Origin of the sequence: Paraeggerthella sp., from assembly GCF_048427265.1 — a bacterium.
Lineage (GTDB): Bacteria > Actinomycetota > Coriobacteriia > Coriobacteriales > Eggerthellaceae > Paraeggerthella > Paraeggerthella hominis.
The window spans coordinates 21,793-45,502 of record NZ_DBFOSR010000020.1 but is presented as its reverse complement, the minus strand read 5'-3'; the positions used below and the strand labels follow the sequence as shown (position 1 = coordinate 45,502).

Here is a 23,710-nt window from a genome sequence, read left to right as displayed (position 1 = left end):
CGTCTGCGACGAAAGGTGAAGCATGAAGGCTGGCGCGCGCAGTGACGGGACGTCTAGAGGAAAACGGTTGGGAACTGCCGGCGGGTCGGGCGGTTCTCCCATTGCGCGCGGGCATGCGGTTGCGCTCGTTACGGTGCTTATATGGGCGGTCACCTTCGTTTCGACGAAGGTGCTGCTGGAGCATTTCGCGCCTGTGGAAATCCTTTTCTTCCGCTTCGTCATGGGCTTTTTAGCGCTTGTTGCCCTAAGACCCCGACGGTTGTCGGTTCGCGGTTTCGCCGAGGAGCGCTGGTTTATCGCGGCCGGCGCTACGGGCGTCATGCTGTATTACCTGTTGGAGAATATTGCGCTCACATTCGTCACGGCATCGATCGTCGGCGTCGTGGTGGCGGCAGCACCCCTGTTCACTGGTTTGCTTTCGGCGGTGGTTTTCAAGGAATGGTTGCACGCGCCCTTCTTCTTCGGCTTCTTGGTGGCCATGGCGGGCGTGTGCTTGGTCAGTTTCGGCGGCGCGGAGGCGCTTCCGGCGGATGCCGGAGCGAGGGCAGGGCTAGGGGAGGTTGTCGTAGGCGTGGCGCTTGCCCTTGCGGCCGCCGCTACATGGGCGGTTTACTCCCTGGTGTCGAAGAAGATCTCGACGTTTGGATACGATAGCGTGCTGGCAACGCGCCGGACGTTCGCCTGGGGCTTGGCGCTTATGGTGCCGACGCTGCCCCTGCTGGGCTTTTCGCCCGACTGGCCTGCGCTCCTTTTGCCGCAATCCTGGGCGAACCTGGCGTTTCTGGGCTTAGGGGCGAGCGCTTTATGCTTCGTGACTTGGAACGTTGCGGTGCGCGAATTGGGGCCGGTGCGCACGAGCCTCTACATCTACCTGGTACCGGCGTTGACCGTCATGGCGTCGGCGGTCGTACTGGGGGACCCGTTGACGCCGCCTGTTCTGGTGGGCGTCCTTCTTACGGTGGCGGGGCTTTTCCTGTCCGAGCGGGGAAAGTGAGCGCCGCTTGCGAGATCCTTGCGTCTGATCGGGAGGTTCGCCGGAGTTCTGAACTTCGTCTGCACGTTGGAGCAGCTCGAACAAGCTCAGTCTTCGGGCTTTGCGCGCAGGGGCACCTGGCTTCGATCGGCCAGGTCGGCGTATCGTCCGTCCAGCCATCGAGCCGCTTCCTGCGTATTCAGCACGAGCGGCATGCGGTTGTGCACGTCCGCCACGCATGAGCACGGCTTCGTGGTCACAAGGGCGAAGCGACCTTTTTCGTGAACTGCCGCAAGGAAAAGCGGCTCCCCGTCGGCGCGCTCGAACGCGTACTGGCGCTTCGCGCTTTTCCCCGTCGTCTTGTCGAGGACGGTTTCGCTTCGGTGGGCTTCGAAGAACGCACGCACGGCGACGATGCACCTTCGTCGGGCAGCGGCGTCCGCCCACATGCTATCTTGGCTTTCGAGGATCGATTCGATGCGCGCGTTGTACACGGTGCCCGACGAGGCCCAAGGAGCATCGAATCCCCAGACCATATCGGCGACGGCAAGCTGCGAGCCCCGACCCGTTGCCGCAATCACCGCAACAGTGGACGAGGGGTAGGCTTCCGCTGCATCGACGGGGCGGAAGAGGTGCTGGCGATACGTTTCGAGCGCATCGAGCATGCTGAGGTCGATGCGCTCCCGCGCAAGCTCCGCTGCGATGGACTCGGCGGCTTTCATGATGTCTGCGCGCTTGAGCGTGGCGAATCGGTGGCACATGGCTGCTCCTTGGCGGGTCGAGCTTTCCGGGCGATGGCTGGCTTTACGCCTCGGCTTCCAGCTTGAACTTGCCGTGCTCGCGGTGGACCTTGAAGGGGTAGACGATGAGCTCGAGTCCCAGCAACAGCAGATGATGCTCGATATTGGCGAAGGGGTTGAGGATCAAAAGCACCGCCAGCACCAGCTGGAACACGCATAGGCCGAGCGGCAGAAGGTAGGGTTCTTTCGCTTTGATGGACGCTATGATCTGGTCGAACTCGCCGCCTGCTTTGTACAGGCCCAGCAAACCCCAGATGATTCCGATGAACATGGTGGACTTCGAGCCATGGACGATGGTCGTCATTCCCAGAATGCACAGCACGATGGCGGTCCCCACGCTGCTCTGCGCGGCATCGACGTTTCGCTCGCGCGCCACCGTGACGATGCTGCCCGCGCCCGAAAGGACCATGGGCACGCCGAGAAAATAGGGCAGCACCTCTTCGGCGATATCGGGAAACAGCAGGCATCCGACGCCCACCAAGGGAATGAGCAGCATGGAGACGATGGCCACGCGCGCGCTCGGGCGGCTTTTCTTGATGTCTTGCACGGACTGCACGGTCGACATGGGTCCAGCTCCTTTCGAAGGTGGTCGAGCATTGTATCACGAGCCTTCCGACGGTGGCGCGCATCGTTGAGGATTCGAGAAGTTCATCGTAAGCGCCGGTCTCCGGCATCTTGGCGGATAGGGAGCCCGGGGCGTTTGCGTACGATCCGGCATTGCCGTGCGACGTATTCCGAAATTTCCCATAAGAGTGCTTGACAATACCCCGTGCGGGTATATACTTCGCGTAATCGCATGCCCCCTGGGGGTATGCGCAGAATGGATGCGCCTTCGAGAAAGGACCGTCATGGCAACCGATAAGCGCAACGGCGAAACAAGCGCGCCCGCCGCCGGTTCGTGCTGCTGCCGTCATAAGGACACGCCGCGCTCGGCTGAGTTGCAGGATGACTTGCAAAAGCGGCTCAATCGCGTGATAGGCCAGCTCAACGGCGTGAAATCAATGATCGACGACAACCGTTACTGCGGTGACGTGCTCACGCAGCTTGCGGCGGCGGAAAGCGCCGTGCACAGCGTTTCGGCCATTATGCTGCGCAATCACCTGGAAACATGCGTGGTCGAGCAAATCGAGCGCGGCAACACGGAAGTTATCGACGAGGTCATGCAGCTGCTGAAGAAGTTCTCGCGTTAGCGCGCAGGGCCGACGCGCAGGGCCGGCGCGAACGGCTGTCGTGAACATCCGCTGCGAACGGCCGGCGCGCGGGGTCATTGTCGCCCGAAACGTACGGAAAATAACTCGAAAGCGTACGTTTCGGGCGACAATAGGTTCTGTCTCCGCTTCCGCCGAGTCCCTCACGCGGCGCTTCGACGTCCTATGTTCACGGAGCGTCGGGTTGCAAGGCGGGCGTTTCGGCATGTGCCGGAAAGGAATGCAAGATGAAGCAAACATTTGACGTGACGGGCATGACCTGTGCGGCATGCTCGGCGCGGGTGGAGAAAGCCGCTCGGTCGGTGGACGGCGTGCAGGGCGTGTCGGTCAACCTGCTTAAAAACAGCATGGACGTGACCTACGCCGACGGTTCATCGGCTTCGGACGCTGCCGCCGAAGTGAGCGCCGCCGTGGAAAAGGCCGGATACGGGGCTTTTCCACGCGTCGAGCAAGGCGGAGCTTCGGGCGGTAGTCGGGCTCGCGCCGCCCAGGCGAGCCCCGTTGTCGACGCAGCCGCCGAAGCTGCGCACGTGAGGATGCGCCTGGCCGTGTCGACGGCGTTCACGGTCCCGCTGTTCTACCTGAGCATGGGGCACATGTTCGGTTGGCCGTTGCCGGCGTTTCTGCTCGGCGAGGCGAACGTCATCCCGTTCGCGCTCACACAGTTCCTCTTGCTGCTCCCCGTGGCGTTCGTGAACTTCAAGTTCTTCCGCGTGGGGTTCAAGGCGCTTTTTCACGGTGCTCCGAACATGGACTCGCTCATAGCGCTGGGCTCGACCGCTTCGGCGGGGTACGGCGTGTACGCTCTGTATAAAATGGGGTACGCGCTGGGCGCAGGGGACCTGCACGCGGCGCATGCGGCGTCCATGGACCTGTACTTCGAGTCTGCGGCCATGATCCTGACCCTCATCACGCTGGGCAAGTACTTCGAGGCGCGCGCGAAAGGCAGGACCACCGATGCCATCGCGAAGCTCATGGATCTGGCTCCCAAGGAGGCCGTGCGCCTGACGGACGGGCGCGAGGAGCGCGTGCCGGTGGAAGAGCTGCGCGTGGGCGACGTGCTGGCGGTCAAAGCGGGCGAAGGCGTGCCTGTGGACGGCGTTGTGCTCGAGGGCGCGGGAACGGTGGACGAGTCCGTCATCACGGGGGAGAGCGTTCCGGTTGAGAAGCGGCCGGGAGACGCCGTGACCGGCGGCGCCATGAACCGAACGGGCTGGTTTTCCATGCGCGCGGACCGCGTGGGCGACGACACCGTGCTTTCCGGCATCATTCGTCTGGTGGACGAGGCCACGTCCACGAAAGCCCCTATCGAGAAGATCGCCGACCGAATATCGGGCGTGTTCGTTCCCGTGGTCATCGTGATCGCCGTGGCGACGTTCGCTGCGTGGACGGCGTTGGGATCTCCGCTCGAAATCGCGCTCTCGCATGCCGTTACGGTGCTGGTGATCTCGTGCCCGTGTGCGCTGGGCTTGGCAACTCCCACGGCTATCATGGTGGGCACGGGCCGCGGCGCGCAGCGCGGCATCCTGGTTAAATCGGCGGAGGCTCTTGAGACCGCCCATGACGTGAAAACCGTCGTGCTGGACAAGACGGGCACCGTCACGCGCGGCGAACCGAGCGTGACCGACGCGCTGTGCGCGCCGGATTCCGGCCTTGACGATCTGGCTCGGCTTGCGCTGTCCATCGAGGGTCGCTCGGAGCATCCGCTGGCTTTGGCCGTCGTCGCGTGGGCAGAGCGGCGCGGCGTCCAACGTCTTGCCGTGGAAGAGTTCGCGCAGGTGCCGGGCGGGGGCCTGACGGCCGTCGTGGACGGCAGGCCTGCGTCGGCCGGCAACGATCGGCTCATGCGCGAGCAGGGCGTGGACGTTTCCTCTTTGGAGGCTGACGCGCAGCGTTTCGCCGAAGCGGGCAAGACGCCGCTCTTCTTCGCATGGGGCGGTCGGCTTGCGGGGGTTTTGGCGGTTGCCGATACCGTGAAGCCTACGAGCGCGGCGGCGCTGACCGAGTTGCGGGCCATGGGCATTCGCACGGTCATGTTGACCGGCGACAACGAGCGCACCGCTGAGGCCATTCAGCGCGAAGTGGGAGCCGACCAGGTCATTGCCGGGGTGCTTCCGGATGGGAAAGAGCGCGAGATCCGGCGCTTAGCTCGCCAGGGAAAGGTTGCCATGGTGGGCGACGGCATCAACGACGCGCCCGCGCTTGCGCGCGCCGATGTCGGGATAGCTATCGGAGCCGGTACGGACATCGCTATCGAAAGCGCCGACGTGGTGCTCATGAAAAGCGACGTGCTCGACGTGCCCGCAACCATTCAGCTTTCGCGTGCCACGCTGCGCAACATCAAGCAGAACCTGTTCTGGGCGCTTGTCTACAACACGGTCTGCATTCCCGTGGCGGCCGGTGCGTTCGCGTTCGCCGGGATCAACCTCAATCCCATGATCGCGGCGGCGGCTATGAGCATGAGCTCGGTGTGCGTGGTGGCGAACGCCCTTCGGCTGCGCAGGTGGGAGCCGCGCTTTAGCCGGACGGCAACGGCGGCGGCCCAGCAGGCTGCCGATCAGCAAAGCGAATCGGGCGGCGTCGAGGCGCCCGAAAGAAAGGAGACAGCCATGGAAAGAACCTTGCATGTGGAGGGCATGATGTGCCCACATTGCGTCGCGCACGTGAAGAAGGCCCTCGAAGGGGTGGACGGCGTTGAAGAGGCGATCGTGGATCTGGAGGCAAAGACCGCTGTGGCGAAACTCGGGAAGGACGTGCCCGTCGAGGATCTTGCCGCCGCTGTGACAGATGCCGGATACGAGGTGACGAAGGTCGATTAGCATTGCGGGAAGGGAGCCGCCGTTCGCAAGGCTCCCTTCCCGCGTTAGCAGCCTACGATGATCTCGCGCAGTGCGCTGATCAATTTCTCGTTGTCTTCGCGCGTGCGCACGGCCACGCAGAAGTAGCGGCCGTCTTCAAGGCCCGGCGTGCTTTCCAGCTTGCGAATCAGGAAGCCGGCAAGCTGCAGTCTGCTGGCAAGCTCTTCGGCGCTTGCGACGCCTAACGTCATGTCCGCTCCGGCATCGAAGGTGCACATGACGTAGTTCGCTTCCGCGGGGAAAATGTCGATACCGGGAATCAGGTTGAGCATGCACTGAAGCCAGGGAATCTCGGAATCCAGGAACTCGCGGGTGCGCTCCAGGTGCCCTACTTCGGTCAGGGTCAGCTCGCCGAGCACTTCGGCGAACATCGGAACCGCGGAGCTGTCGTAGAAGCGCGCGATCTGCGCGATGGTGTCGGGGTGCGCTATGCAGTAGCTGATGGGCACGCCCGGCATGGCGAAGGGCTCGCAGAAGGAGCGAACCACCACCAGGTTGCGATGTTCGGACGTGAGCTCGACCATGCTCTCGCCGCCGAGCGTAAGCTCGATGGATCGTTCGTCCACCACCACCCACGTGCATGCCTCCAGATACGACAGCAGCGTCGGCTGCGGCAAGAGGCGGCTGGTGGGGTAGCCCGGGTTTGCCAGCACGGCGGCGTCGAAGTAGATGCCGTGCCGTTCGGCTGCGGCGGGATCGGGAATGACGAATCCTGCCGGGCTGGTTATCTCGACCACGCGATGCCCGGCGTTTCCCGCCGCCAGCGCATACTCGGCCGGTCCCGGCACGGTGACGCCGACTGTGCACGGCTGGTAGGTTTGGGCAACCGCCCGAACCATGTCGCCGACGGTCGATCCCACGAGAAACGATGCCACGGGCAGCCCGAACCTGCGCGCGAGCACGCTGCGCAGCGTATGAGCCTCGCGGTCGGGCGGATAGTTCAGCTGTCCGGCGGCAAGCGCCGCTTCCATAGCTCGTATGAACGTAGGGGGAGTGCCCAAGGGGTTCGCCGTGCCCGAAAAGTCTATCCAGTTCATTTCGGTGCGCAACTCGTAGGGCGGAGAGAGCAGCTGCTCGGGAAGCGCGGTCACGCAGTCGCGTACGCACCCGCGCGCGACGGTTTCATGCAGCGCCATCGTCCCTCCTTTCCGACTGTCGTCAACGAACCGCAAATGGACTCGACGTCGAAATCCAGGTGAGCGTTTGAAGCGGGCGTTCGAATGCGGTCGCATCCATGCCTTCCTTAAGAGGCAGGGAATGAACATCCTAGCACAAGTTCCATACGCGCGCAGCGGACATGGTAGACTAATTGCGATCATGAATCTCTCGGGCGAACATACCGATTCGGCTTGCAGCGGCGACCAGGGCGCCTCGATGCTGTTGGCCCCCTGGGAAGGCTCTGCCATCCTTCTGGTCGATCTGGACGCGTTCTTCGCTTCGGTCGAGCAACTGGACCATCCCGCTTGGCGCGGCAAGCCCGTTATCGTGGGCGGCGACCCCGACAAGCACGGCGTGGTGTCCACCGCATCCTACGAGGCCCGGCCGTTCGGCGTGCGCAGCGCCATGCCCTCGTCAACGGCGAAGCGCCTGTGCCCGCAGGCCATCTGGACGCGCGGGCATTTCGATCGCTATCGGGCGGTCTCCAATCAGATCATGGATATCCTGAAGGCCGAAACCCCTCGCGTGCAGCAGGTGAGCATCGACGAGGCGTTCATGGACGTGACGCCGACCGCCGTCAACTGCGAGCACCCGGTGCTCGTGGCGCAGCGCATCCAGACGCGCGTGGAAAAGCTTGGCGTGACCTGCTCGATTGGCGTTGGAACCTCCAAGACGGTGGCGAAGATCGCTTCCGACATGGACAAGCCGCGCGGCTTGACCGTGGTGTATCCGGGAAGCGAGCGGGACTTCCTGGCGCCGTTGCCCGTTCGGGTCATGAGCGGCATCGGGGCCGCGGCCGAGGAGAAGCTGCGCTCGCGCGGCATCGTCACGCTCGGGCAGCTGGCCGCAGCCGACGAGACCATGCTGGTAAGGATGTTGGGCAAAAACGGTCGCGTCATGCACATCCGCTCGCTCGGCGGCGACGATGCGCCGGTCGAGCAGGACGATGCGGTGAAGTCGGTGTCCAACGAAATGACGTTCGCGCACGATCTGGTCGATCGGCAGGATGTGGAAGCGGCCATCGCCACCATGGCTGCCAAAGTGGGCCGTCGCTTGCGTCGCAAAGGGCTTGTCGGACGCACGGTTGGCCTGCGGGTCAAATTCGACGATCGGAGCGTGCGCTCGGTTCAGCGGCAGCTGCCGAACCCCTCCGACGACGAGCTGGCCTACACGCCGATCCTATACCGTATGGTGGACGAAGTGTGGCGTCCGGGCATGCCGGTTCGCTTGATCGGCGTTGCGATGACCGGGTTCGACGCCGATGCCGCCGTGCAGGAGAGCTTGTTCGACCTGTCCGAGGCCGCGCCGTCGGACGACGATGCCGCGCCCGTCATCAAAGACGAGGGCAAGCGCCGGGGCCTTCTTGACGCCACCGATCTTGTGCGAAACCGGTTCGGCGAATCGGCCGTGCGGTTCGGGCATGAGCTGCGCAACGAGAAGAACACCACCGGCTCGTCAAGCAAGAACATCGCGGACTACAAGTAGAAGCGCATCCGAAGCGCTGCGTCGAGGAAGGGCGGACGTAGCGGGCGGGTTCTCGTTGAAAAGCGGGCGAACGAAAAAGGCCGGCGGGGCGTCCCGTCGGCCTTTTGGCAGGTTGCGTTTCGCGAGGGGCTAGCGCTTGTCAGCCAAGAAGAACAGCGCCATCGTGCCCGGCCCGGAGTGCGCGCCGATCACCGGGTCGACGTAGTTGATGACCACGTCGCGCACGCCGAAGCGCTCTTTGACCTGCGCGGCGACGTACTCCGCATCCTCCAGGCAGTCGCCGTGCGTGATGAACACCATCTGGTCCTCGATGGGCTTGATCGCCGTTTTCTCCATGTGGTCGACCAGGGCGTTGAGCGATTTCTTGCGCCCGCGCACCTTCTCCATAGGCACCAGATGCCCGTCGTCGTCCACGTGCATGACCGGCTTGATGTTGAGCATCGTGCCCGCCCAGGCGCTCGTTTTCGACACGCGCCCGCCGCGGAACAAGAACATGAGGTCGTCCACCGTGAACCAGTGGGCAAGCTTCAGCTTGTTGGCTTCGACCCAATCCCTGACTTCTTCGATGGCGGCGCCTGCGCGAGCGCGCTGCACCGCGTGCCACACCAGCAGGCCTTCGCCGCCGGAGGCCGCCAGCGTGTCCACGGAGAGCACCGTGCGGTCGGGGAACTCGCCGGCAAGCTGGCCCACCAGAAGCTCCACGGCTTCGTACGTGCCGGACAGGCCGCTCGAGAATCCCAGGTACAGGACGTCGCGACCCTGCTCCAGCAGGCCGCGCATCAGCTGCTCGGTGTCGGCCAGGTTCGGCAGGGAGGTTTTGAACACCTTCCCCTCGCGCATCATGGTGTAGAACTGCGATAGGTCGGTGTGCTCGCCCTTGAGGTAGCTTTGGTACACTTCGTCCTCGCCGTCGACCATGAAGGTGAGGGGCAGGACGTGCAAGCCGAAATCGTCGATCATCTCTTCGACGAGGTTGCTGCTTGAATCGGTGACGATTTCGAAGTTCATCGACATAGTCGCTTCCTTCCTGAAAAGCCAAGCGAACGGCATGTTCGGAAACAAAAGCCGCTCGCTTTGAATTGCAAACACAAGAAGTATACCGGTTCGCGCGCTTTCCTATGTCGCAATTTTGAAAAGTGCGATCGAACTCGCCGTATCCTGCCTTGCTTCCACTATACTATAGCGGTTTGCAACGATTGAAACGCGCGGCGGGCCGCAGGGGATTCTTTGGGTCCGCGCGCCGCATGCATCTTGGACTCTTGAGGAAAGGTACGGCATCCCGTGGCCAATACGTACAAGGAAACGATGAACCTGCCCAAGACCGACTTCGCAATGCGGGCGAACTTGCCCGAAAGCGAGCCGAAGCGTCTTGCGAAGTGGGAAGAGGAGCGCATCTACGAGCGCGTGCTGGAAAAGAACAAGGACGGCAAGCCCTTCATTCTGCACGACGGCCCCCCGTACGCCAACGGCCCCATTCACATCGGTCATGCCTTCAACAAGATCCTCAAGGACTTCGTGAACAAGTCCCACGCGCAGCGCGGCTTCTTCACGCCGTACGTGCCCGGTTGGGACTGCCACGGCCAGCCGATCGAGCACATGGTGGAAAAGACCCTCGGGCCTGAGAAGATGGCCAAGATCGACCAGCCCACGCTGCGTCGCCTGTGCCGCGAATGGGCCGAGAAGTACGTCGACATCCAGCGCGACGGGTTCAAGCGCCTGGGCGTCAACGCCGACTGGGATCACCCCTACCTCACGTTCACGCCGAACTACGAGTCCGGCAACGTGGAAGTGTTCAAGCAGATGTACCTGGACGGCTCGGTCTACCGCGGCCGCAAGCCCATTCACTGGTGCAAGCGCTGCCATACCGCGCTGGCCGAGGCTGAGATCGAGTACTCCGACGAAACGTCGCCGTCCATCTTCGTGAAGTTCAAGCTCGACGTGATGCCGGGCGTGTTCGAGGCCGCCGGAGCCGAGGGCGACGCCTACGTGCTCATCTGGACCACCACGCCCTGGACGCTGCCGGCCAACACGGCCGTGTCGCTTGCCCCCGACGCCGACTACGTCATGGTGCGCGCCGACGGGTCCAACGTGATCTTCGCGCGCGAGCTGGTGGAGCAGGTGGCCGAGATCGCGGGTTGGGAAAGCTATGACCTGGTGCTCGGCGAAGACGGCGAGCCCGTTGCGCTCAAGGGCCGTCAGCTGACCGGCCTGACTTACACGTGCCCCATCCGCCAGGATCTCAAGGGCACCATCATCTACGGCGATCACGTCACGCTCGATTCGGGCACCGGCGCCGTGCACACGGCTCCCGGACACGGTCAGGACGACTACCTGGTGGCGCTCGAATTCGACGTGCCGCTGCTCATGCCGGTGGACGACAACGGCGTGCTGACCGACGAGGCGGGCCCCTTCGCCGGTCTTGACGTCGAGGCGGCCAACCCGGTGATCATCGAGTGGCTGCGCGAGCGCGGCACGCTCGTGGCCCAGAAGACCATCTTGCACAGCTACCCGCATTGCTGGCGCTGCCACGAGCCGGTCATCTTTCGCGCCACCGACCAGTGGTTCGTGTCCATGGACAAGAACGCGCTGCGCGAGAACGCCCTGAACGCCATCGAGAACACGGTGGAGTGGATCCCCGCGTGGGCTAAGAACCGTATCGGCAGCATGGTAGCCGACCGTCCCGACTGGTGCATTTCGCGCCAGCGCTCGTGGGGCGTGCCCATTCCCGTGTTCAAGTGCGCGAAGTGCGGCAGCACGGTTGCTACCGAGGAGACGTTCGACGCGGTCATCGACCTGTTCAACCGCGAAGGGGCCGACGCGTGGTTCACGCGCAAGCCCTCCGAGTACCTGCCCCGCCACGTGAAGTGCGAAACGTGCGGATGCAGCGAGCTCGTGCCTGAAAAGGACATCCTGGACGTGTGGTGGGAAAGCGGCGTGTCCCATACCTCCGTGCTCAAGCATCGCGAGGCCGAGGGCCTGCGCTTCCCGGCGGATATGTACCTGGAAGGCTCCGACCAGCATCGCGGTTGGTTCCAGTCGTCGCTTCTGACCAGCGTGGGCGCTTACGGCGTGCCGCCGTACAAGTCCGTCATGCACTGCGGCTTCACGGTGGACGGCGAAGGCCGCAAGATGTCGAAGTCGCTGGGCAACGGCGTGGATCCGGCCGACGTGATGGCGAAGGCGGGCGCCGACGTGCTGCGCCTGTGGGTGGCCAGCGTCGACTACTCGCAGGACGTGAGCATTTCCGACGAGATCCTGCAGCGCACGAGCGAAGCGTACCGCCGCATTCGCAACACGTTCCGCTTCCTGCTGGGCAGCTTGGACGATTTCTGCTTCGAGCGCGACGCCGTTTCCGACTGGGAGGGGCTCGAGCCGATCGACCAGTGGGCGATGGTGCGCACGCGGCATCTGCTTGCCGACGTCGAGGCAGCCTACGACAGCTACCGTTTCCATTACGTGTACCGCAGCGTGTACGACTACATCGTGAACGATCTGTCGGCCGTCTACATGGACGCGACGAAGGACCGCCTGTACTCCGAGGCGCCGAACTCGCCGCGCCGCCGCGCCGTGCAGACCGTGCTCGCGAACATCCTCGAAGTGCTCGTGCGCGTGCTGGCGCCCGTCCTGACGTTCACGACCGACGAGGTGTGGGAGCACTACCCGCAGGCCGAGCGCATGAACGAAGGCCGTCCCTCCAACGTGCAGCTGGCCGGTTGGCCTGAAGTCTCGGACTTCGTGCCCGCCATTCCCGCGGAAGGCGGCGAGCGCATGGCCGAGGACTTCGGCGTGGTGCTGGGCGTGCGCGAAGCGGTGACGAAGGCGCTTGAGGACGCCCGTGGCCAGAAGGTTGTGAACAAGAGCCAGGAAGCCGCCGTGACGGTGACAGCTCCGCGCAGCGTGCTCGACGTGCTGGAGCGCTACGACGCCGCCGTGTACGAAGAACTGTTCATCGTGGCATCCGTGGCGTTCGTCGAAGGCGACGAGCTTGCAGCCGCGGTTGCTCGCACGGATGCGGAGAAGTGCCCGCGTTGCTGGAACTATCGCGTGCTCGGCGGCAACGCGAGCCATCCTGACGTGTGCGATCGTTGCGGCGACGCGCTCGACGCCATCGGCTTCACGGAAAGCGAGTAGGTTTTTGATCGACGACAACAAAGCCCAAACCGACCGTCTTGAGGCGCAGGGGGCTGTTGCAGGCGCTGCGCCCTCGCATCGCCTGCGCAGCGCCCTGATTCTCGGGGCGGCCGGCTTGGCCTGGCTTGCGCTGGACGTGCTCACCAAAAGCTGGTTCACTGCGAACTACGCGGTGGGGGAGGCTTCGGCGAACTCGCTTTGGGGGATCGTGCGCTTTCATCTGGTTCATAACACCGGGGCGGCGTGGGGCATGTTCGGCGACTCCACGTTCGCCTTGGGGATTATGTCGCTGGTCGTGTGCGCGGTTCTCGTCGTGTATTTGATCGGGTTCTCGCCGACCGCCTCGACGCTTGAGGCTTTGGGCCTTGCGCTGGTGGTTGCCGGAGGACTGGGCAACGCCATCGATCGGTTCGCGTTGGGCTACGTAGTGGATTTCATCGAACCGGTTTTCATCGACTTTCCGGTGTTCAACGTTGCCGACATCGGCGTGACCTGCGGGTTCGTTCTGTTTATTGTGGGCTTGCTGATACGCGAGCGGCGCATGGGCGCTTTGGCGGCCGCACATGTCGATCAGGTGCAGGAGGGTGGCGATCGATGACGCGCCTGCTGTCCCATATCGTCGCCCCCGAAGACGCTGGCCAGCGCTTGGACGCTCTGCTGGCCGCTCGCGGGCTGTACCCGAGCCGCAGCGCTGCTGCGCGCGCGGTGGATGACGGCGCCGTGTACGTGAACGGCGCGTCCGTTGCGAAGAAGCACGCCGTGGCCGCTGGAGACACCATTGTCTACCAGGTAGAAGACGCAATCGAGGCGGGTCCGTTGGCGGGCCAGCCCATCGATTTGGACATTCGCTTCGAGGACGAGCATCTTATCGTGCTTTCGAAGCAGGCGGGGCTCGTGTGCCACCCTTCCGTCGATCACGATGACGGCACGTTGGTGAACGCGCTCGTGTTTCATTGCGGGGCTGAGAACCTGTGCAACGTGCAGGGCGAGGACGATCGGCTGGGCATCGTGCATCGCCTTGACCGCGATACGACCGGGCTCATGCTGGCTGCGAAAACCGACGAGGCGGGGTACGCCCTCATGGCCGACATCCGCGATCGCGCCGTCGATCGTCGGTACCTGGCGCTCGTGCATGGCATTGTCGCGCACGACACGGGCATGGTGGACGCGCCCATCGCTCGCTCTGCGAACGAGCGCACGCGCATGGCCGTGCGCGTCGCGCCTTCTGCGCGCGAGGCCATTACCACGTTTCGCGTGCTTGAGCGGTTCGAGCCTCGCGCGAAAGACGACGGCTACACGCTTATCGACTGCAAGCTGTTTACGGGACGAACGCACCAGATTCGCGTGCACATGGAGTACGCGAAGCATCCTTTGGTGGGAGATCCCGTGTACTCGTCCAGGTCTCCGAAGGACGTTTCCGCCGATCTGGGGCTTGACCGGCAGTTCCTGCATTCGTTCCAGCTTGGCTTCGCGCATCCGGAAACCGGCGAGGAGCTGCGCTTCTTCGATGCGTTGCCCGAGGATCTCCAGGCGGCTCTTGACGCGCTGTCCGACCGAAGCGAGGGCCGTACGGCGGCCGGCGAAGAGGTTTTCGAGCTGCTTTCGCACTAGAGCCGGGCGCACGATCCGGGCGCGGGGTCGGCTCTAGCGCCCGTTCGCTTCGCATCACTTCCCGTAGACGCTCATGTTATGGAAGTGCTCCTGCATGTAGGGTTGCGGGAACCACTCGTCTAAAGCGCGTTGCTCCCAGGTGACGGCGGGCACGCCCTGCGCCCGCTGGCTTTCGCGATCGAGGGCGAGCACGGTGACGGCAATGTTCAGCGCCATAAGCACGCTTGCTGTGGCGGTCAGCGCTTTTGCCGTCGTGGTTCGCGCGTTCACGTGGGAGAACGCGCGCTTGACGAGCGGCATTGCGCTGCGAACCCATAGAAGCCCCAGAAGGCCCCACATGACGCCGAACGCGAAGTTCGTGCGTCCTCCGATGCTCCCGAACGTGCCAGCGTAATCCCAGGCTATGGCTCCCCAAAGCATTTCCATGAGCCAGCTTGCCGTGTATTCGATCGCCGATCCCAGCACCATCGACACGATGAAGATGATCAAGTTGTGGGAATGGTGGAAGCGATTCAGGCTCACCGTGAGCAGCACGGCCCCCATGCCGTAAATGGGGGAAAACGGACCCCAGACCAGACCGGCGCGGCTTTCGTAGCCTCCGTACACGATTGCATGGAAGATGGTTTCCACGGCAAGTCCAAACATGCTGCCGGCCACGAACAGCCAGAACAATGTGAAGTAGTCGATCTTCAAATAGCCGAAATTCGGCTTGACCTGTTCGCGGACTTCCTGACCTATCTCCTTGAAGACGCTTGAATTTTGAGGTTCTTTCTCCATTCACCTGCCCTCCGATAAGTCAATGGGCTAAACTATATCAGATTTAGGGGGCTTGAAATTAAACCGTTACACCCCATGTCAATTGCAGGAAGGTGATGAGCATCGTGTCAGCCGGTAGTCGCTGCGGGGTTCTCCTCGTGAATACCGGGACGCCGGCCGAGCCGCGTCCTCGTGCTGTTCGTGCGTATTTGGCCAGGTTTCTGATGGACAAGCGCATAGCTCCGATGAATCGCGTGGCTTGGTGGTTCATTCTGCATCTGTTCATTCTGCCCAAGCGCGGGCGCGCGTCAGGCGAAAAGTACGCGAAGATCTGGACTGACGAAGGGTCGCCGTTCACCGTGGCGCATGAGAAGCTGGAATCGGGGCTGAACGCATCGCTTCAGCAAGAGGGCTTCGACGTGATGGTTCGCTGCGCCATGAGTTACAGCGATCCTACGGTTCGGCACTGCGTGAAGCAGATGAAGGCGGCCGGATGCACGCGTTTGGTGGTTCTGCCCCTGTACCCGCAGAGCGCTTACTCCACCACCGGGTCGGTCTCCGACAGCGTTGAGCGCGCGCTCAAGAAAACGCGCTGGAAGGTCCCGTGCGATTTCATCGACAACTACCACGATCACGTCACGTATATCCGCGCGATAGCGGCTTCCATCGAACATGCGGGCTTTCAGATCGAATCAGACGATCGCCTGCTGTTCTCGTATCATTCGATCCCCCTTGTCGACATCGAGGCGGGGGACACCTACGAGCTGCAAACGGGCGCCTCGAGCCTGCAGATAGCCAGCGAGCTGGGCCTTGATCGCAACCGTTGGACTATCGGCTATCAGTGCCAGTTCGATAAGGGCAGGGAATGGCTCAAGCCGTTTTCGCGCGACACGCTGGCTCGATGGGCGGAAGCCGATGTGGGGCGCGTTTTCTACGTTTGCCCGAACTTCGCCGTCGATTGTCTGGAGACGCTTTACGATATCGAATACGAGCTGAAACCTTTTTATTTTGATCATATTCGCCAGGCGGGGAGGACGCCTGGCTCCGATAGTTTCGTATACGTGCCTTGCCTCGACCGCAGCCGAGCGCATTTGCGCGTTTTATCCGACGTGCTGCGGCCGCATATCGAGGAGGCTAACCATGGGTAAAGACGAGGGCCGCTCTGCGGTCGAGCCCGCGCAAAAAACGGTGTTGTTGGGGGTTACGGGGTGCATCGCCGTCTACAAGTCCTGCGAGATCGTTCGCGCATTGCAGAAAGCCGGCGTACGCGTGAAGGTCGTCATGACCGAGCACGCAACCGAGTTCGTGGGCCCTACGACGTTTCGCGCGCTTACGCATGAGCCGGTGGCTGTTGGGCTGTTCGACGATCCGTCGGATCCCATCCATCATATCTCGCTTGCTCAAGAGGCGGACGTGTTCTTGATTGCTCCGTGCACGGCCAACGTCATTGCGAAAATTGCGAACGGGATTGCCGACGACCTGCTGACCACGACCGCGCTTGCCACCACGGCGCCGTTGGTCATAGCACCCGCCATGAACGTGAACATGTACGAGAACGGCGCCACGCGTTACAACATCGGCAAGCTTCACATCCGCGGGACGCGCATCATCGAAGCCGGAGACGGCTACCTTGCTTGCGGCGACGTGGGCCGCGGTCGTTTGGCGGAGATCGACGACATTGTGACGGCGGTGCTCGAGGAACTGGGCATGAGCCGTGATCTGTCGGGCAGGCACGTCATGGTGACGGCCGGCCCCACGGTGGAGCCCATCGATCCGGTGCGCTACATTTCCAACCATTCTTCCGGCAAGACCGGATACGCCGTGGCACGTGCTGCTGCCTTGCGCGGCGCGGACGTGACGCTGATTTCCGGCCCGGTGTCCATTCCGGTTCCCGAGGGCGTGCGCGTCGTTCATGTGAAGACGGCGCGCGACATGTTCGCAGCAGCTGAGGAGGCGTTCGAAAGCGCCGATATCGCCGTGTTCGCGGCTGCGGTGGCCGATATGCGCCCGAAGCTGGCGGCCGACCGAAAGCTGAAGAAGGGCCAGTCGGACGCGGAGCTGGGCGTGCTGGAGCTGATCGAGAACCCGGATATCCTGGCGACCCTCGGTGCGCGGAAAACGCACCAGGTGGTCGTAGGGTTTGCGGCTGAAACGAACGACGTGGTGGCGAACGCCGAGAAGAAGCTGGTGTCGAAGCACGCCGATCTCGTGGTGGCGAACCAGGTGGGCGAGGGCAAGGCCTTCGGCACCGACGACAACGAGGTGTGGTTCGTTGACGACGAGGATATCGAGGAGCTTCCGCGCATGTCGAAAGCCCGCTTGGCCGACGCGATCCTGAACAAGGCGGTCGAGTTCCTGCGGTAAAGCGTCGGGAGTTCGAGCTTCCCTGGCCTGCGGGCAAGGGAAGCTCGAACTTTTTAGTGCAAGCGCCAGAAATTTTCAAAAGATGGAAATTCAGGCTTGCAAAGCCTGGGCGATACGGTTAATATAATCTGCGCTGCTTCGGAAGAGCGCGAGTTCGAAGAAGCGAGTATGAACGGGTTGTGGCGCAGTTTGGTAGCGCACTTGACTGGGGGTCAAGGGGTCGCAGGTTCAAATCCTGTCAACCCGACCAGCTATTACAGCAGGTCAGAGGCTTAAGAGCTTCTGACCTGCTTCTTTTTTCAGGTCGCAAATTTACAAGGCAGGACACAATCAGGACACAATGAAACAAATTAGGCAGTTTTCACCTGTAGGATAGCGGCCTTTTCTGGCTCTGCGAATATTCTACCCATCACTTCGGCGCACTCTCTATCTTTCTCGGGCATTGCGTGGGCGTACATGTCGCTTGTCACGCTCGGGGAGGAGTGACCCAAGCGACCAGCGACATTCACGATGTCCTCTCCACTTGAAAGAAGAAGAGTAGCTTGCGTGTGGCGTAGTTCGTGGAAGCAAAGCCGTTTTCCTGTGGTTGACTTGAAGCCGTGCTTATCGCAAAACTCAGCGAACTGCTTAGAAAACGACTGAGGGTCTAGGAACCCGCCGACAAAGGGAGCAATGCCGCCTATCTTCGCATCATAGAGAGAGGCGCAAACGGGCGTGCTCTGCTTCTGCCTTATTCCGGACTTGTAAAGCTCCATTGCCTGTAGGCGTTTCCATTCCCTCAAGTGCTTCACGGTCGCATCGTCTAACGATATGCGCCTCTTTCCTTTTTCCGTCTTGGGTGCTTTTATCTCCTTTGCCGCCGTTCCTTCCTTCTTTGCCCCATCGACTTGCGCTAGGCTTTGAGTTATTGATATTGTTGCGTTCTCAAGGTCGACGTTCTTCCATATCAACCCGAGCGCTTCACCACGTCTTACACCTGTCGCAAGTCCAAGCCTTACAGCTACGGTGAAGCCCGTTTCCCTCGTATCGTCCAGTACCTTTAGCATCCTGCGCGCTTCGTCTGGTACAAGGTATCCACGGCTTTTTGATTCTGCCTTCGGAGTTCTTACAGCGTCACATGGGTTAGATGGCATCAACTCGTCGAATACCGCATCCCTTAGTGCTTGTTTCAGGACTTTATGAGCAGCTTGCAGCGTTCGAGGCGAAGCGCCGTCCTCGCGTGCTTTCGTGTGCCATGTCTTTACGTGCAGGGGCTTCAATTCGACTATGTCGAGGCTACCGAGGTATGGCGCTATCCAAACGCGTATATACCGTTCATAGTTCGAGATTGTCGCGTGCGTGAGGTCGTTGCTTGCTTTGCGACTTGCCACCCACTGTGTTAGGTGTTCACCTATAGGAAGAGGAGGTTTTTCCTCTACTGGCTCTATGCCGTTCCGTCTGTCTAGCTCGCGTTTTCTTTCTCGTTCCCTCTCGGCTTCTATTTCGGCCTTTAGTTCGTCCCGCACTTTAGCGGCTTCTTTTTTTGTGCCTCTCACGTTGCGAGATATAACCTTGCGTTTTTTGGTAATCGGGTCTATCCCAAGATCGAGACGAACCCGAAATATGCCGCGTTTTACCTCCGTAACGCTCCCATCGCCTTTAACCATTGTTCAGCTCCTTCCTATCGGCTTTCTTCTTCACGCCTCTTCTTTGCTTTGAAGTAGGCATTCTTAAGAGTCTCCTTGTCTGTATAGGGAATGCCCATTTTCTCAAGCGAAACTCTTACGTCTTCCCATGATGGACAGTCCTTTTTGCGCCCATCGGGTTTCTTCTCTAACCCTTCAATGTATTCAATCATCCTTTCCGTACTCTCCCTCTTACTTCTCCTGTGTGGCTCTTCTTTCCAGAATTCCATTTTTTTACTCTTGGCTGAATCCATATAGCAAACCCTCGATGGCTCAATCACGTTGCGGATTCTATGTCCAATGTTCAGTAATGTTTCATTACTCGGTGCCATTCCCCTTATTTGAATGTTGTAGCCAGTTCTTACTCTGCGATGATTTTCTATACCTTGTATATCAATCTCTTTTGTAGTTGGATAATCCCCACCGTAGACAAACTTCTGCACTTCGTACTGATCGGCAATGCAAAAAGAGCGAATCAACAAGGCGATATAGGCAGCTTTGAAGCCTACTGAAAGCTCGCTAAAAGCAGGCGTGCGCTCTTCATCACCTTTATTGCAAGCGTACTCATACAAAGCATCTGCTTTAACGGTGAACGAAAGCCAGTAAGAAAGAGGAATGGGTAGTTGTCGTCCTGAATATACAGGTACGGAAGGATACGGACGATCATACAACAAGGGAAGAGAATCACCGCTATACGGGTGGAATTTCGCGTTTTCCTTTCCTATAACGTTTTCCACGTATGCGTCTTTTTCTTTTAGCGACATTGAAGCAAACTCTGAGTGCTTGTCCTTAAGCTCGGCGAACTGGTTATGAATATTGTTCAAAAGGAGTAGGTGTGCTGTTTTGTCATTGAAACTAAGCTCAGAGAATGGTCTTTCAAAGGAACGTTCATTAAATAACTGATCAATCTCATTCAATAGTGGCTCTATCAGCTCTTTTCTAATTTCCTCAAGAGCATTTCTATCTCTTTCCATGTACAACTTATCCATTACAGCGCCCTCCTATCGTAGTCGTCCAGAAACTTGTCCGTGGGTGATGATGTATACGTTAACTTTCGTTAGTATATACGTATAGCAACACAACGTCAAGGAGGTTCACAAATGATCAAGTTCAAAAAATTACGTGTTGAACAGGGAATGTCACAGGCCGCGCTTGCTCGGTTGGCTGGGTTGAATCCGTCCACCGTTTGCGGTTTCGAAAGCGGACGACTACGTCCGTACCCGTCGCAGGCTCAAAAGGTCGCCAATGCTTTGAAGTGGGCGGGCAATCCCGATGACTTATTTAAGGAGGCGCAATGATGCAATTGCTGAAAACCAATGATCCTTCTGTCCACGATGTCGAGTCGCTTTGTAGTATTTTTCATGCGTCGCCTCAGACAATACGAAATGTCCTTTCTTCTGGTGAAATACCCGGTGCGTTCAAGGTGGGGCGGCGTTGGTACGTGTCAGACGAGAACCTCAAGCGTTTCATGAACGGTTGTGACCGATGATCGACGCGGACGAACAAGTCTTACTTCTCGCACGGCAGCGAAATTCACCGCCTGAACTGCGCAAGTGCGAGCGTCGCCGCCGTGAACTGGAAGCCTGCGCTCGGTTCTTTGAGGGATACGCCAACAATTACGGCGTGTCTGCGCTACCGGCTTACAAAGTGGGTGTGATCAGGTGAAATGCAAGGCGGGCGCATACTTGACGCAAGCCGAATTCGATGCGGTCTGCCCCAGCGTCTCACCAACAGCATGCTGCGTGTATGTCGCGCTCGTCACGTGTAGAAATGCGAAAACCGGGCGAACTGGTGTCGTCGGTACGCCTCTTTTGGCGAAGAAGACAGGGAAGAGCCGGACACAGGTTTTCTCTGGTCTCAAGGAGTTGAAGCAGGCAGGCTTCATAAGCAGCGAGCGCACTAAAACGGGCTGCGTTTATAGCTTTATCCTCAGCTAAGACATTCGGTTTTCAGAACTTCTAGGCTGTTTAAGAAGTTCGGGATTCCGGACTTCTTACAAGGCGTTCGGGATTCCGGACTTCTCGGAGAAAGAAAAGCCTGCTAGAAAGATGATTTTGAAAATCTATTAAGCGGCTTAAGAAGTTCGGGATTCCGGACGTAGAACAGGAACATATAAGAGCGCAGCCGGAAAGCCTCCATGCTTTCCGAGCGAAGCGGACAGGATAGAAAACCTTACGACAAGAAAAACAACCCAACGACTAGCGATCCCGGAAAGCCTCCATGCTTTCCGAGGTGAGCGGACAGGAGGACAAGTGCTACAACAAAGAAGCATCCACTTACTCGCAGCAACGCCGCCCCGCGCATTGAAGCGCAGGCGGCTAGGCGGTGGTGCAAGATGAAGAGCATTGCATGGAACGACGAAAAGCTAGATTCACTAATCTCACAGCTATCATCTATGGTGCCGTGCGGCAGGACAGGCATTAAGTCGCTTGACGATATGCTGGGGGGTGGACTATATCCTGAAATTTACGTACTCGCGGCTGAACCAGGCGCGGGCAAGACTACCCTCGCGCTTCAGATCGCCGACCGTATAGCCGAGTTCGGCAGCCGCAAGGCGCTATTTGTCTCGCTGGAGATGTCAGCATCCCAGATGCTTGCAAAGTCGCTTTCACGCATCAGCGCCCTGTCTCCCTCTCTGCCGCCCTTGACCGTGCGACAGCTCATGAACGCCCGGCAACTCAGCAATGACGGCAAGCAAGCCATGATGGAGGCGTTAATAGCGTACCGCGAACAGACCGCGCCAAACATAGCCACCGTAGACGAGCGAGTGACCGTGGCAGATTTGCGCAAGCTGTACGAGAGCCTTCCCAGTGCCGAGTTCCCGCCATTGCTCGTTATCGACTATTTGCAGCTTCTCCCGCCATCTGACGGCGACCCTTCGGCTACCGACTATCAGACACATACGGCAAACATGCGCGGCCTCTGTGAACTAGCCAAGACGTACAAAACGCCCGTTCTGGTCATCAGCAGCAAGAACCGGGTGAACCGCAACGGAAGGCAACTTGCAAGCTTGTCTGGATCATCCGAGATTGAGTATAGCGCCTCATGCGTGCTTTTCTTGGACATAGACGGCGACACCGAGGACGAACGCGCAGAGGAAGCAGCAAGGTCAAAGAGGCTCGTCACGCTATCAGTGAGAAAGAATCGCTTCGGGACATGTGGTGAGGTTCCCCTCGTTTTCCTTGCCAACGAATCACGCTTCATCGAACGGTGCACGCACTGATAGCACATATCCTGCAGGCAACGGGCAAGAGGCTCGTGCAAAATAGAAAGTAGGTACAAATGAATCTCCACTCAAAGGCAAGCAAGATTGCAACCGATCTATTCCGTGAGGTTGAGGCATCTCAAAAAGAGGTTGCATACATCAAGGAGAAGCAGAAGCAAGCAATCAAGGATAAAAACGAAAACAGGCTCGGTGCTCAAGGATACGTTGATCAGTGCGCTGAATATGCAAAGGAAATTGCAGCCGTTCGAGATCGTTTCATCATCACGTCACAAGAAGCAATGAACGAATTCAAGAAATACGCAGATGATTCTTTGGCGTTTCATCCCGAGAAGATCACCGAGAAGGACAAAATAACGTTTTCGGGTATGGTTGCTCTTAATCTTCACGATATGGAAAAGTGTTGGAATGAGTATCAATTCCTGTCGATGTACGATCAAATGCGGATGCTCATTAAATACGCCAATGATAACGGCTTCAAGGCTACCGAGCCGTTTGCGGCCTACAGGGAAGCAATGGAGCGCGGAATAAATCAAGTCGCTGAATATGGCGTGGCTAGAATACTTGACGACCCTTCACGACTTTTCAATAACGCCGTTCGCATAAGTTCTGAATCAGGTCACAGAAACCCCGAGCCTGTAGAAGGATACGATTCACTTCTATTGCAGGTTTTAGCTGGTATGGCCGACGCAGACGACAAAGCACGATCATTTGCAATTGTGGAGGCATAAACATGACGAATTTTCCCCTACAGGCCGACAAAGAAGCGATCTTATACGATGCGCTCACGCTCAATTGCATACGCGACGAGGTCAAAGCGGCCTTTGAAAATGGCTCCATAGCCAAAGATGAATACTTGTCATATATGCGCACCATTTGGGAAAGCGCAAAAGGCTTGCAAGTGGAGTTCGAGGAAGCACGCTTGAAGCGAGAACGCACCGAAGAAAAACCTAGCGAGCTAGTAGGAATAAAGGAGGACAGCGAACTTTTGCCGAGCCACACCGTCCCCATGATGGAAATGAGCCTTGAACACCTTGCCACCCTCAAGAGATACCGCCTCGCCGTGGCTCTCATGGGCGTTGCTATCGTGGGATGCTTGGCGTTCATAGCCTATCGGCTATTCTGAGGCGTTTTAAGGCGTTAGTCCATGCTTGCATGAGACAATACGCGAAGTGGACTAAAAGCACCCCTTAAAAGGGATATGGTAGCCTTGCAGTAGCAATTAGGAAGCCCTGCGCCTCAATGCGCGGGGCTTCCGTCATTCATGGGTTAAGGACGTTCAACAACCCTCGCAAGCGAGTCACATTTTAGGACACAATTAGGACACAATGCACAAATAACCACCTAGTTTTACCTATCGTTAGATTGTGTCCTGAATAGGGTACTTACTCGTAAATAGTGCTTCTGAACTGCGGTTATGCAGTTCTGGGGGTCAAGGGGTCGCAGGTTCAAATCCTGTCAACCCGACCAGCTATTACA

The 23,710-nt window shown here is 59.6% G+C and carries 21 protein-coding genes and 1 tRNA gene; 15 read left to right on the top strand and 7 right to left on the bottom strand.

What is annotated here, in order from left to right; all coding sequences use genetic code 11:
• Positions 1–22 precede the first annotated feature (22 nt).
• Positions 23–994 (top strand): DMT family transporter, encoded by a 972-nt coding sequence (locus ACMNI9_RS02115; protein WP_418830678.1) that lies wholly within the window; start codon positions 23–25, stop codon positions 992–994.
• An 86-nt stretch (positions 995–1,080) separates the two neighbouring features.
• Here ACMNI9_RS02115 and ACMNI9_RS02110 read toward each other — a convergent pair whose 3' ends face one another.
• Together ACMNI9_RS02110 and ACMNI9_RS02105 are read right to left on the bottom strand one after the other, a co-directional pair.
• Positions 1,081–1,734 (bottom strand): SOS response-associated peptidase family protein, encoded by a 654-nt coding sequence (locus ACMNI9_RS02110; protein WP_418830676.1) that lies wholly within the window; start codon positions 1,732–1,734, stop codon positions 1,081–1,083.
• Positions 1,735–1,777: 43 nt separating this feature from the next.
• The gene (locus tag ACMNI9_RS02105) at positions 1,778–2,338 is read right to left on the bottom strand and encodes a hypothetical protein (protein ID WP_114566049.1); all 561 of its coding nucleotides are present in this window, start codon (positions 2,336–2,338) and stop codon (positions 1,778–1,780) included.
• Positions 2,339–2,621: 283 nt separating this feature from the next.
• Here ACMNI9_RS02105 and ACMNI9_RS02100 point away from each other — a divergent pair, with 283 nt between their 5' ends.
• Positions 2,622–2,963, top strand: coding sequence for a metal-sensing transcriptional repressor (locus tag ACMNI9_RS02100; protein ID WP_216528477.1), 342 nt, complete (start codon positions 2,622–2,624; stop codon positions 2,961–2,963).
• Positions 2,964–3,208: 245 nt separating this feature from the next.
• Entirely contained in the window at positions 3,209–5,800 is a 2,592-nt protein-coding gene (locus ACMNI9_RS02095; protein WP_418830673.1) for a heavy metal translocating P-type ATPase, read from the top strand.
• Positions 5,801–5,844: 44 nt separating this feature from the next.
• Here ACMNI9_RS02095 and ACMNI9_RS02090 read toward each other — a convergent pair whose 3' ends face one another.
• On the bottom strand, positions 5,845–6,975 hold the full coding sequence (locus ACMNI9_RS02090) for a pyridoxal phosphate-dependent aminotransferase (protein ID WP_114566052.1): 1,131 nt from the start codon (positions 6,973–6,975) through the stop codon (positions 5,845–5,847).
• A 238-nt stretch (positions 6,976–7,213) separates the two neighbouring features.
• On the opposite strand from ACMNI9_RS02090, the gene dinB reads away from it, so the two are divergent.
• A complete protein-coding gene (gene dinB, locus ACMNI9_RS02085) occupies positions 7,214–8,482 on the top strand; it encodes a DNA polymerase IV (protein WP_418830672.1) in 1,269 nt (422 codons plus the stop codon).
• Between the two features lie 129 nt (positions 8,483–8,611).
• Here the strand turns inward: dinB and ACMNI9_RS02080 are convergent, their stop codons facing one another.
• Positions 8,612–9,496: a DegV family protein gene (locus tag ACMNI9_RS02080; protein ID WP_418830670.1), complete on the bottom strand. Its 885-nt coding sequence runs from the start codon at positions 9,494–9,496 to the stop codon at positions 8,612–8,614.
• A gap of 267 nt (positions 9,497–9,763) precedes the next feature.
• On the opposite strand from ACMNI9_RS02080, the gene ileS reads away from it, so the two are divergent.
• Genes ileS through ACMNI9_RS02065 form a run of 3 tightly spaced genes read left to right on the top strand, consistent with a single transcriptional unit; the run spans position 9,764 to position 14,224 of the window.
• Positions 9,764–12,613, top strand: a complete 2,850-nt coding sequence (gene ileS / locus ACMNI9_RS02075) for an isoleucine--tRNA ligase (protein WP_418830669.1) — start codon at positions 9,764–9,766, stop codon at positions 12,611–12,613.
• A 4-nt stretch (positions 12,614–12,617) separates the two neighbouring features.
• Entirely contained in the window at positions 12,618–13,211 is a 594-nt protein-coding gene (gene lspA, locus ACMNI9_RS02070; RefSeq protein WP_181792515.1) for a signal peptidase II, read from the top strand.
• Complete coding sequence (locus tag ACMNI9_RS02065; protein WP_114566055.1) at positions 13,208–14,224, top strand: RluA family pseudouridine synthase; 1,017 nt, start codon at positions 13,208–13,210, stop codon at positions 14,222–14,224. The genes lspA and ACMNI9_RS02065 overlap by 4 nt, the downstream gene beginning before the upstream one ends.
• A 54-nt stretch (positions 14,225–14,278) precedes the next feature.
• Here the strand turns inward: ACMNI9_RS02065 and ACMNI9_RS02060 are convergent, their stop codons facing one another.
• Positions 14,279–15,001 carry a putative ABC transporter permease gene (locus ACMNI9_RS02060; RefSeq protein WP_114566056.1) on the bottom strand — a complete coding sequence of 241 codons (723 nt, stop codon included), beginning with the start codon at positions 14,999–15,001 and terminating at the stop codon, positions 14,279–14,281.
• 95 nt (positions 15,002–15,096) lie between these two features.
• On the opposite strand from ACMNI9_RS02060, the gene hemH reads away from it, so the two are divergent.
• From hemH to ACMNI9_RS02045, 3 genes are all read left to right on the top strand, one after another.
• A complete protein-coding gene (gene hemH / locus ACMNI9_RS02055; protein ID WP_216528482.1) occupies positions 15,097–16,128 on the top strand; it encodes a ferrochelatase in 1,032 nt (343 codons plus the stop codon).
• Positions 16,121–17,344, top strand: coding sequence for a bifunctional phosphopantothenoylcysteine decarboxylase/phosphopantothenate--cysteine ligase CoaBC (gene coaBC, locus ACMNI9_RS02050; RefSeq protein ID WP_114566058.1), 1,224 nt, complete (start codon positions 16,121–16,123; stop codon positions 17,342–17,344). The genes hemH and coaBC overlap by 8 nt, the downstream gene beginning before the upstream one ends.
• Before the next feature lie 173 nt (positions 17,345–17,517).
• Positions 17,518–17,594: transfer RNA gene (locus ACMNI9_RS02045), tRNA-Pro, on the top strand.
• 100 nt (positions 17,595–17,694) lie between these two features.
• On the opposite strand, the gene ACMNI9_RS02040 is transcribed toward ACMNI9_RS02045, so the two are convergent.
• Together ACMNI9_RS02040 and ACMNI9_RS02035 are read right to left on the bottom strand one after the other, a co-directional pair.
• Positions 17,695–18,990, bottom strand: a complete 1,296-nt coding sequence (locus ACMNI9_RS02040; protein WP_418830667.1) for a tyrosine-type recombinase/integrase — start codon at positions 18,988–18,990, stop codon at positions 17,695–17,697.
• Between the two features lie 14 nt (positions 18,991–19,004).
• Complete coding sequence (locus ACMNI9_RS02035) at positions 19,005–19,997, bottom strand: hypothetical protein (RefSeq protein ID WP_418830665.1); 993 nt, start codon at positions 19,995–19,997, stop codon at positions 19,005–19,007.
• Positions 19,998–20,108: 111 nt separating this feature from the next.
• Between ACMNI9_RS02035 and ACMNI9_RS02030 the strand changes: the two genes are divergently transcribed.
• From ACMNI9_RS02030 to ACMNI9_RS02010, 5 genes are all read left to right on the top strand, one after another.
• Positions 20,109–20,306: a helix-turn-helix transcriptional regulator gene (locus tag ACMNI9_RS02030; RefSeq protein WP_418830663.1), complete on the top strand. Its 198-nt coding sequence runs from the start codon at positions 20,109–20,111 to the stop codon at positions 20,304–20,306.
• Positions 20,303–20,497 carry a helix-turn-helix domain-containing protein gene (locus ACMNI9_RS02025; protein WP_418830661.1) on the top strand — a complete coding sequence of 65 codons (195 nt, stop codon included), beginning with the start codon at positions 20,303–20,305 and terminating at the stop codon, positions 20,495–20,497. The genes ACMNI9_RS02030 and ACMNI9_RS02025 overlap by 4 nt, the downstream gene beginning before the upstream one ends.
• Before the next feature lie 846 nt (positions 20,498–21,343).
• Complete coding sequence (locus ACMNI9_RS02020) at positions 21,344–22,231, top strand: DnaB-like helicase C-terminal domain-containing protein (protein WP_418830659.1); 888 nt, start codon at positions 21,344–21,346, stop codon at positions 22,229–22,231.
• Between the two features lie 59 nt (positions 22,232–22,290).
• Entirely contained in the window at positions 22,291–22,962 is a 672-nt protein-coding gene (locus tag ACMNI9_RS02015; RefSeq protein WP_418830657.1) for a hypothetical protein, read from the top strand.
• A gap of 2 nt (positions 22,963–22,964) precedes the next feature.
• Positions 22,965–23,357 carry a hypothetical protein gene (locus ACMNI9_RS02010; protein WP_418830655.1) on the top strand — a complete coding sequence of 131 codons (393 nt, stop codon included), beginning with the start codon at positions 22,965–22,967 and terminating at the stop codon, positions 23,355–23,357.
• Positions 23,358–23,710 lie beyond the last annotated feature (353 nt).

What these genes read in the sequence shown, in the direction of transcription:
- ACMNI9_RS02020 (WP_418830659.1), top strand. Translation starts at nt 21,344, where the DNA reads ATGAAGAGCATTGCATGGAACGACGAAAAGCTAGATTCACTAATCTCA.
- ACMNI9_RS02025 (WP_418830661.1), top strand. Translation starts at nt 20,303, where the DNA reads ATGATGCAATTGCTGAAAACCAATGATCCTTCTGTCCACGATGTCGAG.
- ACMNI9_RS02095 (WP_418830673.1), top strand. Translation starts at nt 3,209, where the DNA reads ATGAAGCAAACATTTGACGTGACGGGCATGACCTGTGCGGCATGCTCG.
- ACMNI9_RS02100 (WP_216528477.1), top strand. Translation starts at nt 2,622, where the DNA reads ATGGCAACCGATAAGCGCAACGGCGAAACAAGCGCGCCCGCCGCCGGT.
- ACMNI9_RS02065 (WP_114566055.1), top strand. Translation starts at nt 13,208, where the DNA reads ATGACGCGCCTGCTGTCCCATATCGTCGCCCCCGAAGACGCTGGCCAG.
- dinB (WP_418830672.1), top strand. Translation starts at nt 7,214, where the DNA reads ATGCTGTTGGCCCCCTGGGAAGGCTCTGCCATCCTTCTGGTCGATCTG.
- ACMNI9_RS02060 (WP_114566056.1), bottom strand. Translation starts at nt 15,001, where the DNA reads ATGGAGAAAGAACCTCAAAATTCAAGCGTCTTCAAGGAGATAGGTCAG.
- ACMNI9_RS02040 (WP_418830667.1), bottom strand. Translation starts at nt 18,990, where the DNA reads ATGGTTAAAGGCGATGGGAGCGTTACGGAGGTAAAACGCGGCATATTT.
- ACMNI9_RS02015 (WP_418830657.1), top strand. Translation starts at nt 22,291, where the DNA reads ATGAATCTCCACTCAAAGGCAAGCAAGATTGCAACCGATCTATTCCGT.
- ACMNI9_RS02035 (WP_418830665.1), bottom strand. Translation starts at nt 19,997, where the DNA reads ATGGATAAGTTGTACATGGAAAGAGATAGAAATGCTCTTGAGGAAATT.
- coaBC (WP_114566058.1), top strand. Translation starts at nt 16,121, where the DNA reads ATGGGTAAAGACGAGGGCCGCTCTGCGGTCGAGCCCGCGCAAAAAACG.
- ACMNI9_RS02115 (WP_418830678.1), top strand. Translation starts at nt 23, where the DNA reads ATGAAGGCTGGCGCGCGCAGTGACGGGACGTCTAGAGGAAAACGGTTG.
- ACMNI9_RS02010 (WP_418830655.1), top strand. Translation starts at nt 22,965, where the DNA reads ATGACGAATTTTCCCCTACAGGCCGACAAAGAAGCGATCTTATACGAT.
- hemH (WP_216528482.1), top strand. Translation starts at nt 15,097, where the DNA reads ATGAGCATCGTGTCAGCCGGTAGTCGCTGCGGGGTTCTCCTCGTGAAT.
- ACMNI9_RS02105 (WP_114566049.1), bottom strand. Translation starts at nt 2,338, where the DNA reads ATGTCGACCGTGCAGTCCGTGCAAGACATCAAGAAAAGCCGCCCGAGC.
- ACMNI9_RS02110 (WP_418830676.1), bottom strand. Translation starts at nt 1,734, where the DNA reads ATGTGCCACCGATTCGCCACGCTCAAGCGCGCAGACATCATGAAAGCC.
- ACMNI9_RS02080 (WP_418830670.1), bottom strand. Translation starts at nt 9,496, where the DNA reads ATGTCGATGAACTTCGAAATCGTCACCGATTCAAGCAGCAACCTCGTC.
- ACMNI9_RS02030 (WP_418830663.1), top strand. Translation starts at nt 20,109, where the DNA reads ATGATCAAGTTCAAAAAATTACGTGTTGAACAGGGAATGTCACAGGCC.
- ACMNI9_RS02090 (WP_114566052.1), bottom strand. Translation starts at nt 6,975, where the DNA reads ATGGCGCTGCATGAAACCGTCGCGCGCGGGTGCGTACGCGACTGCGTG.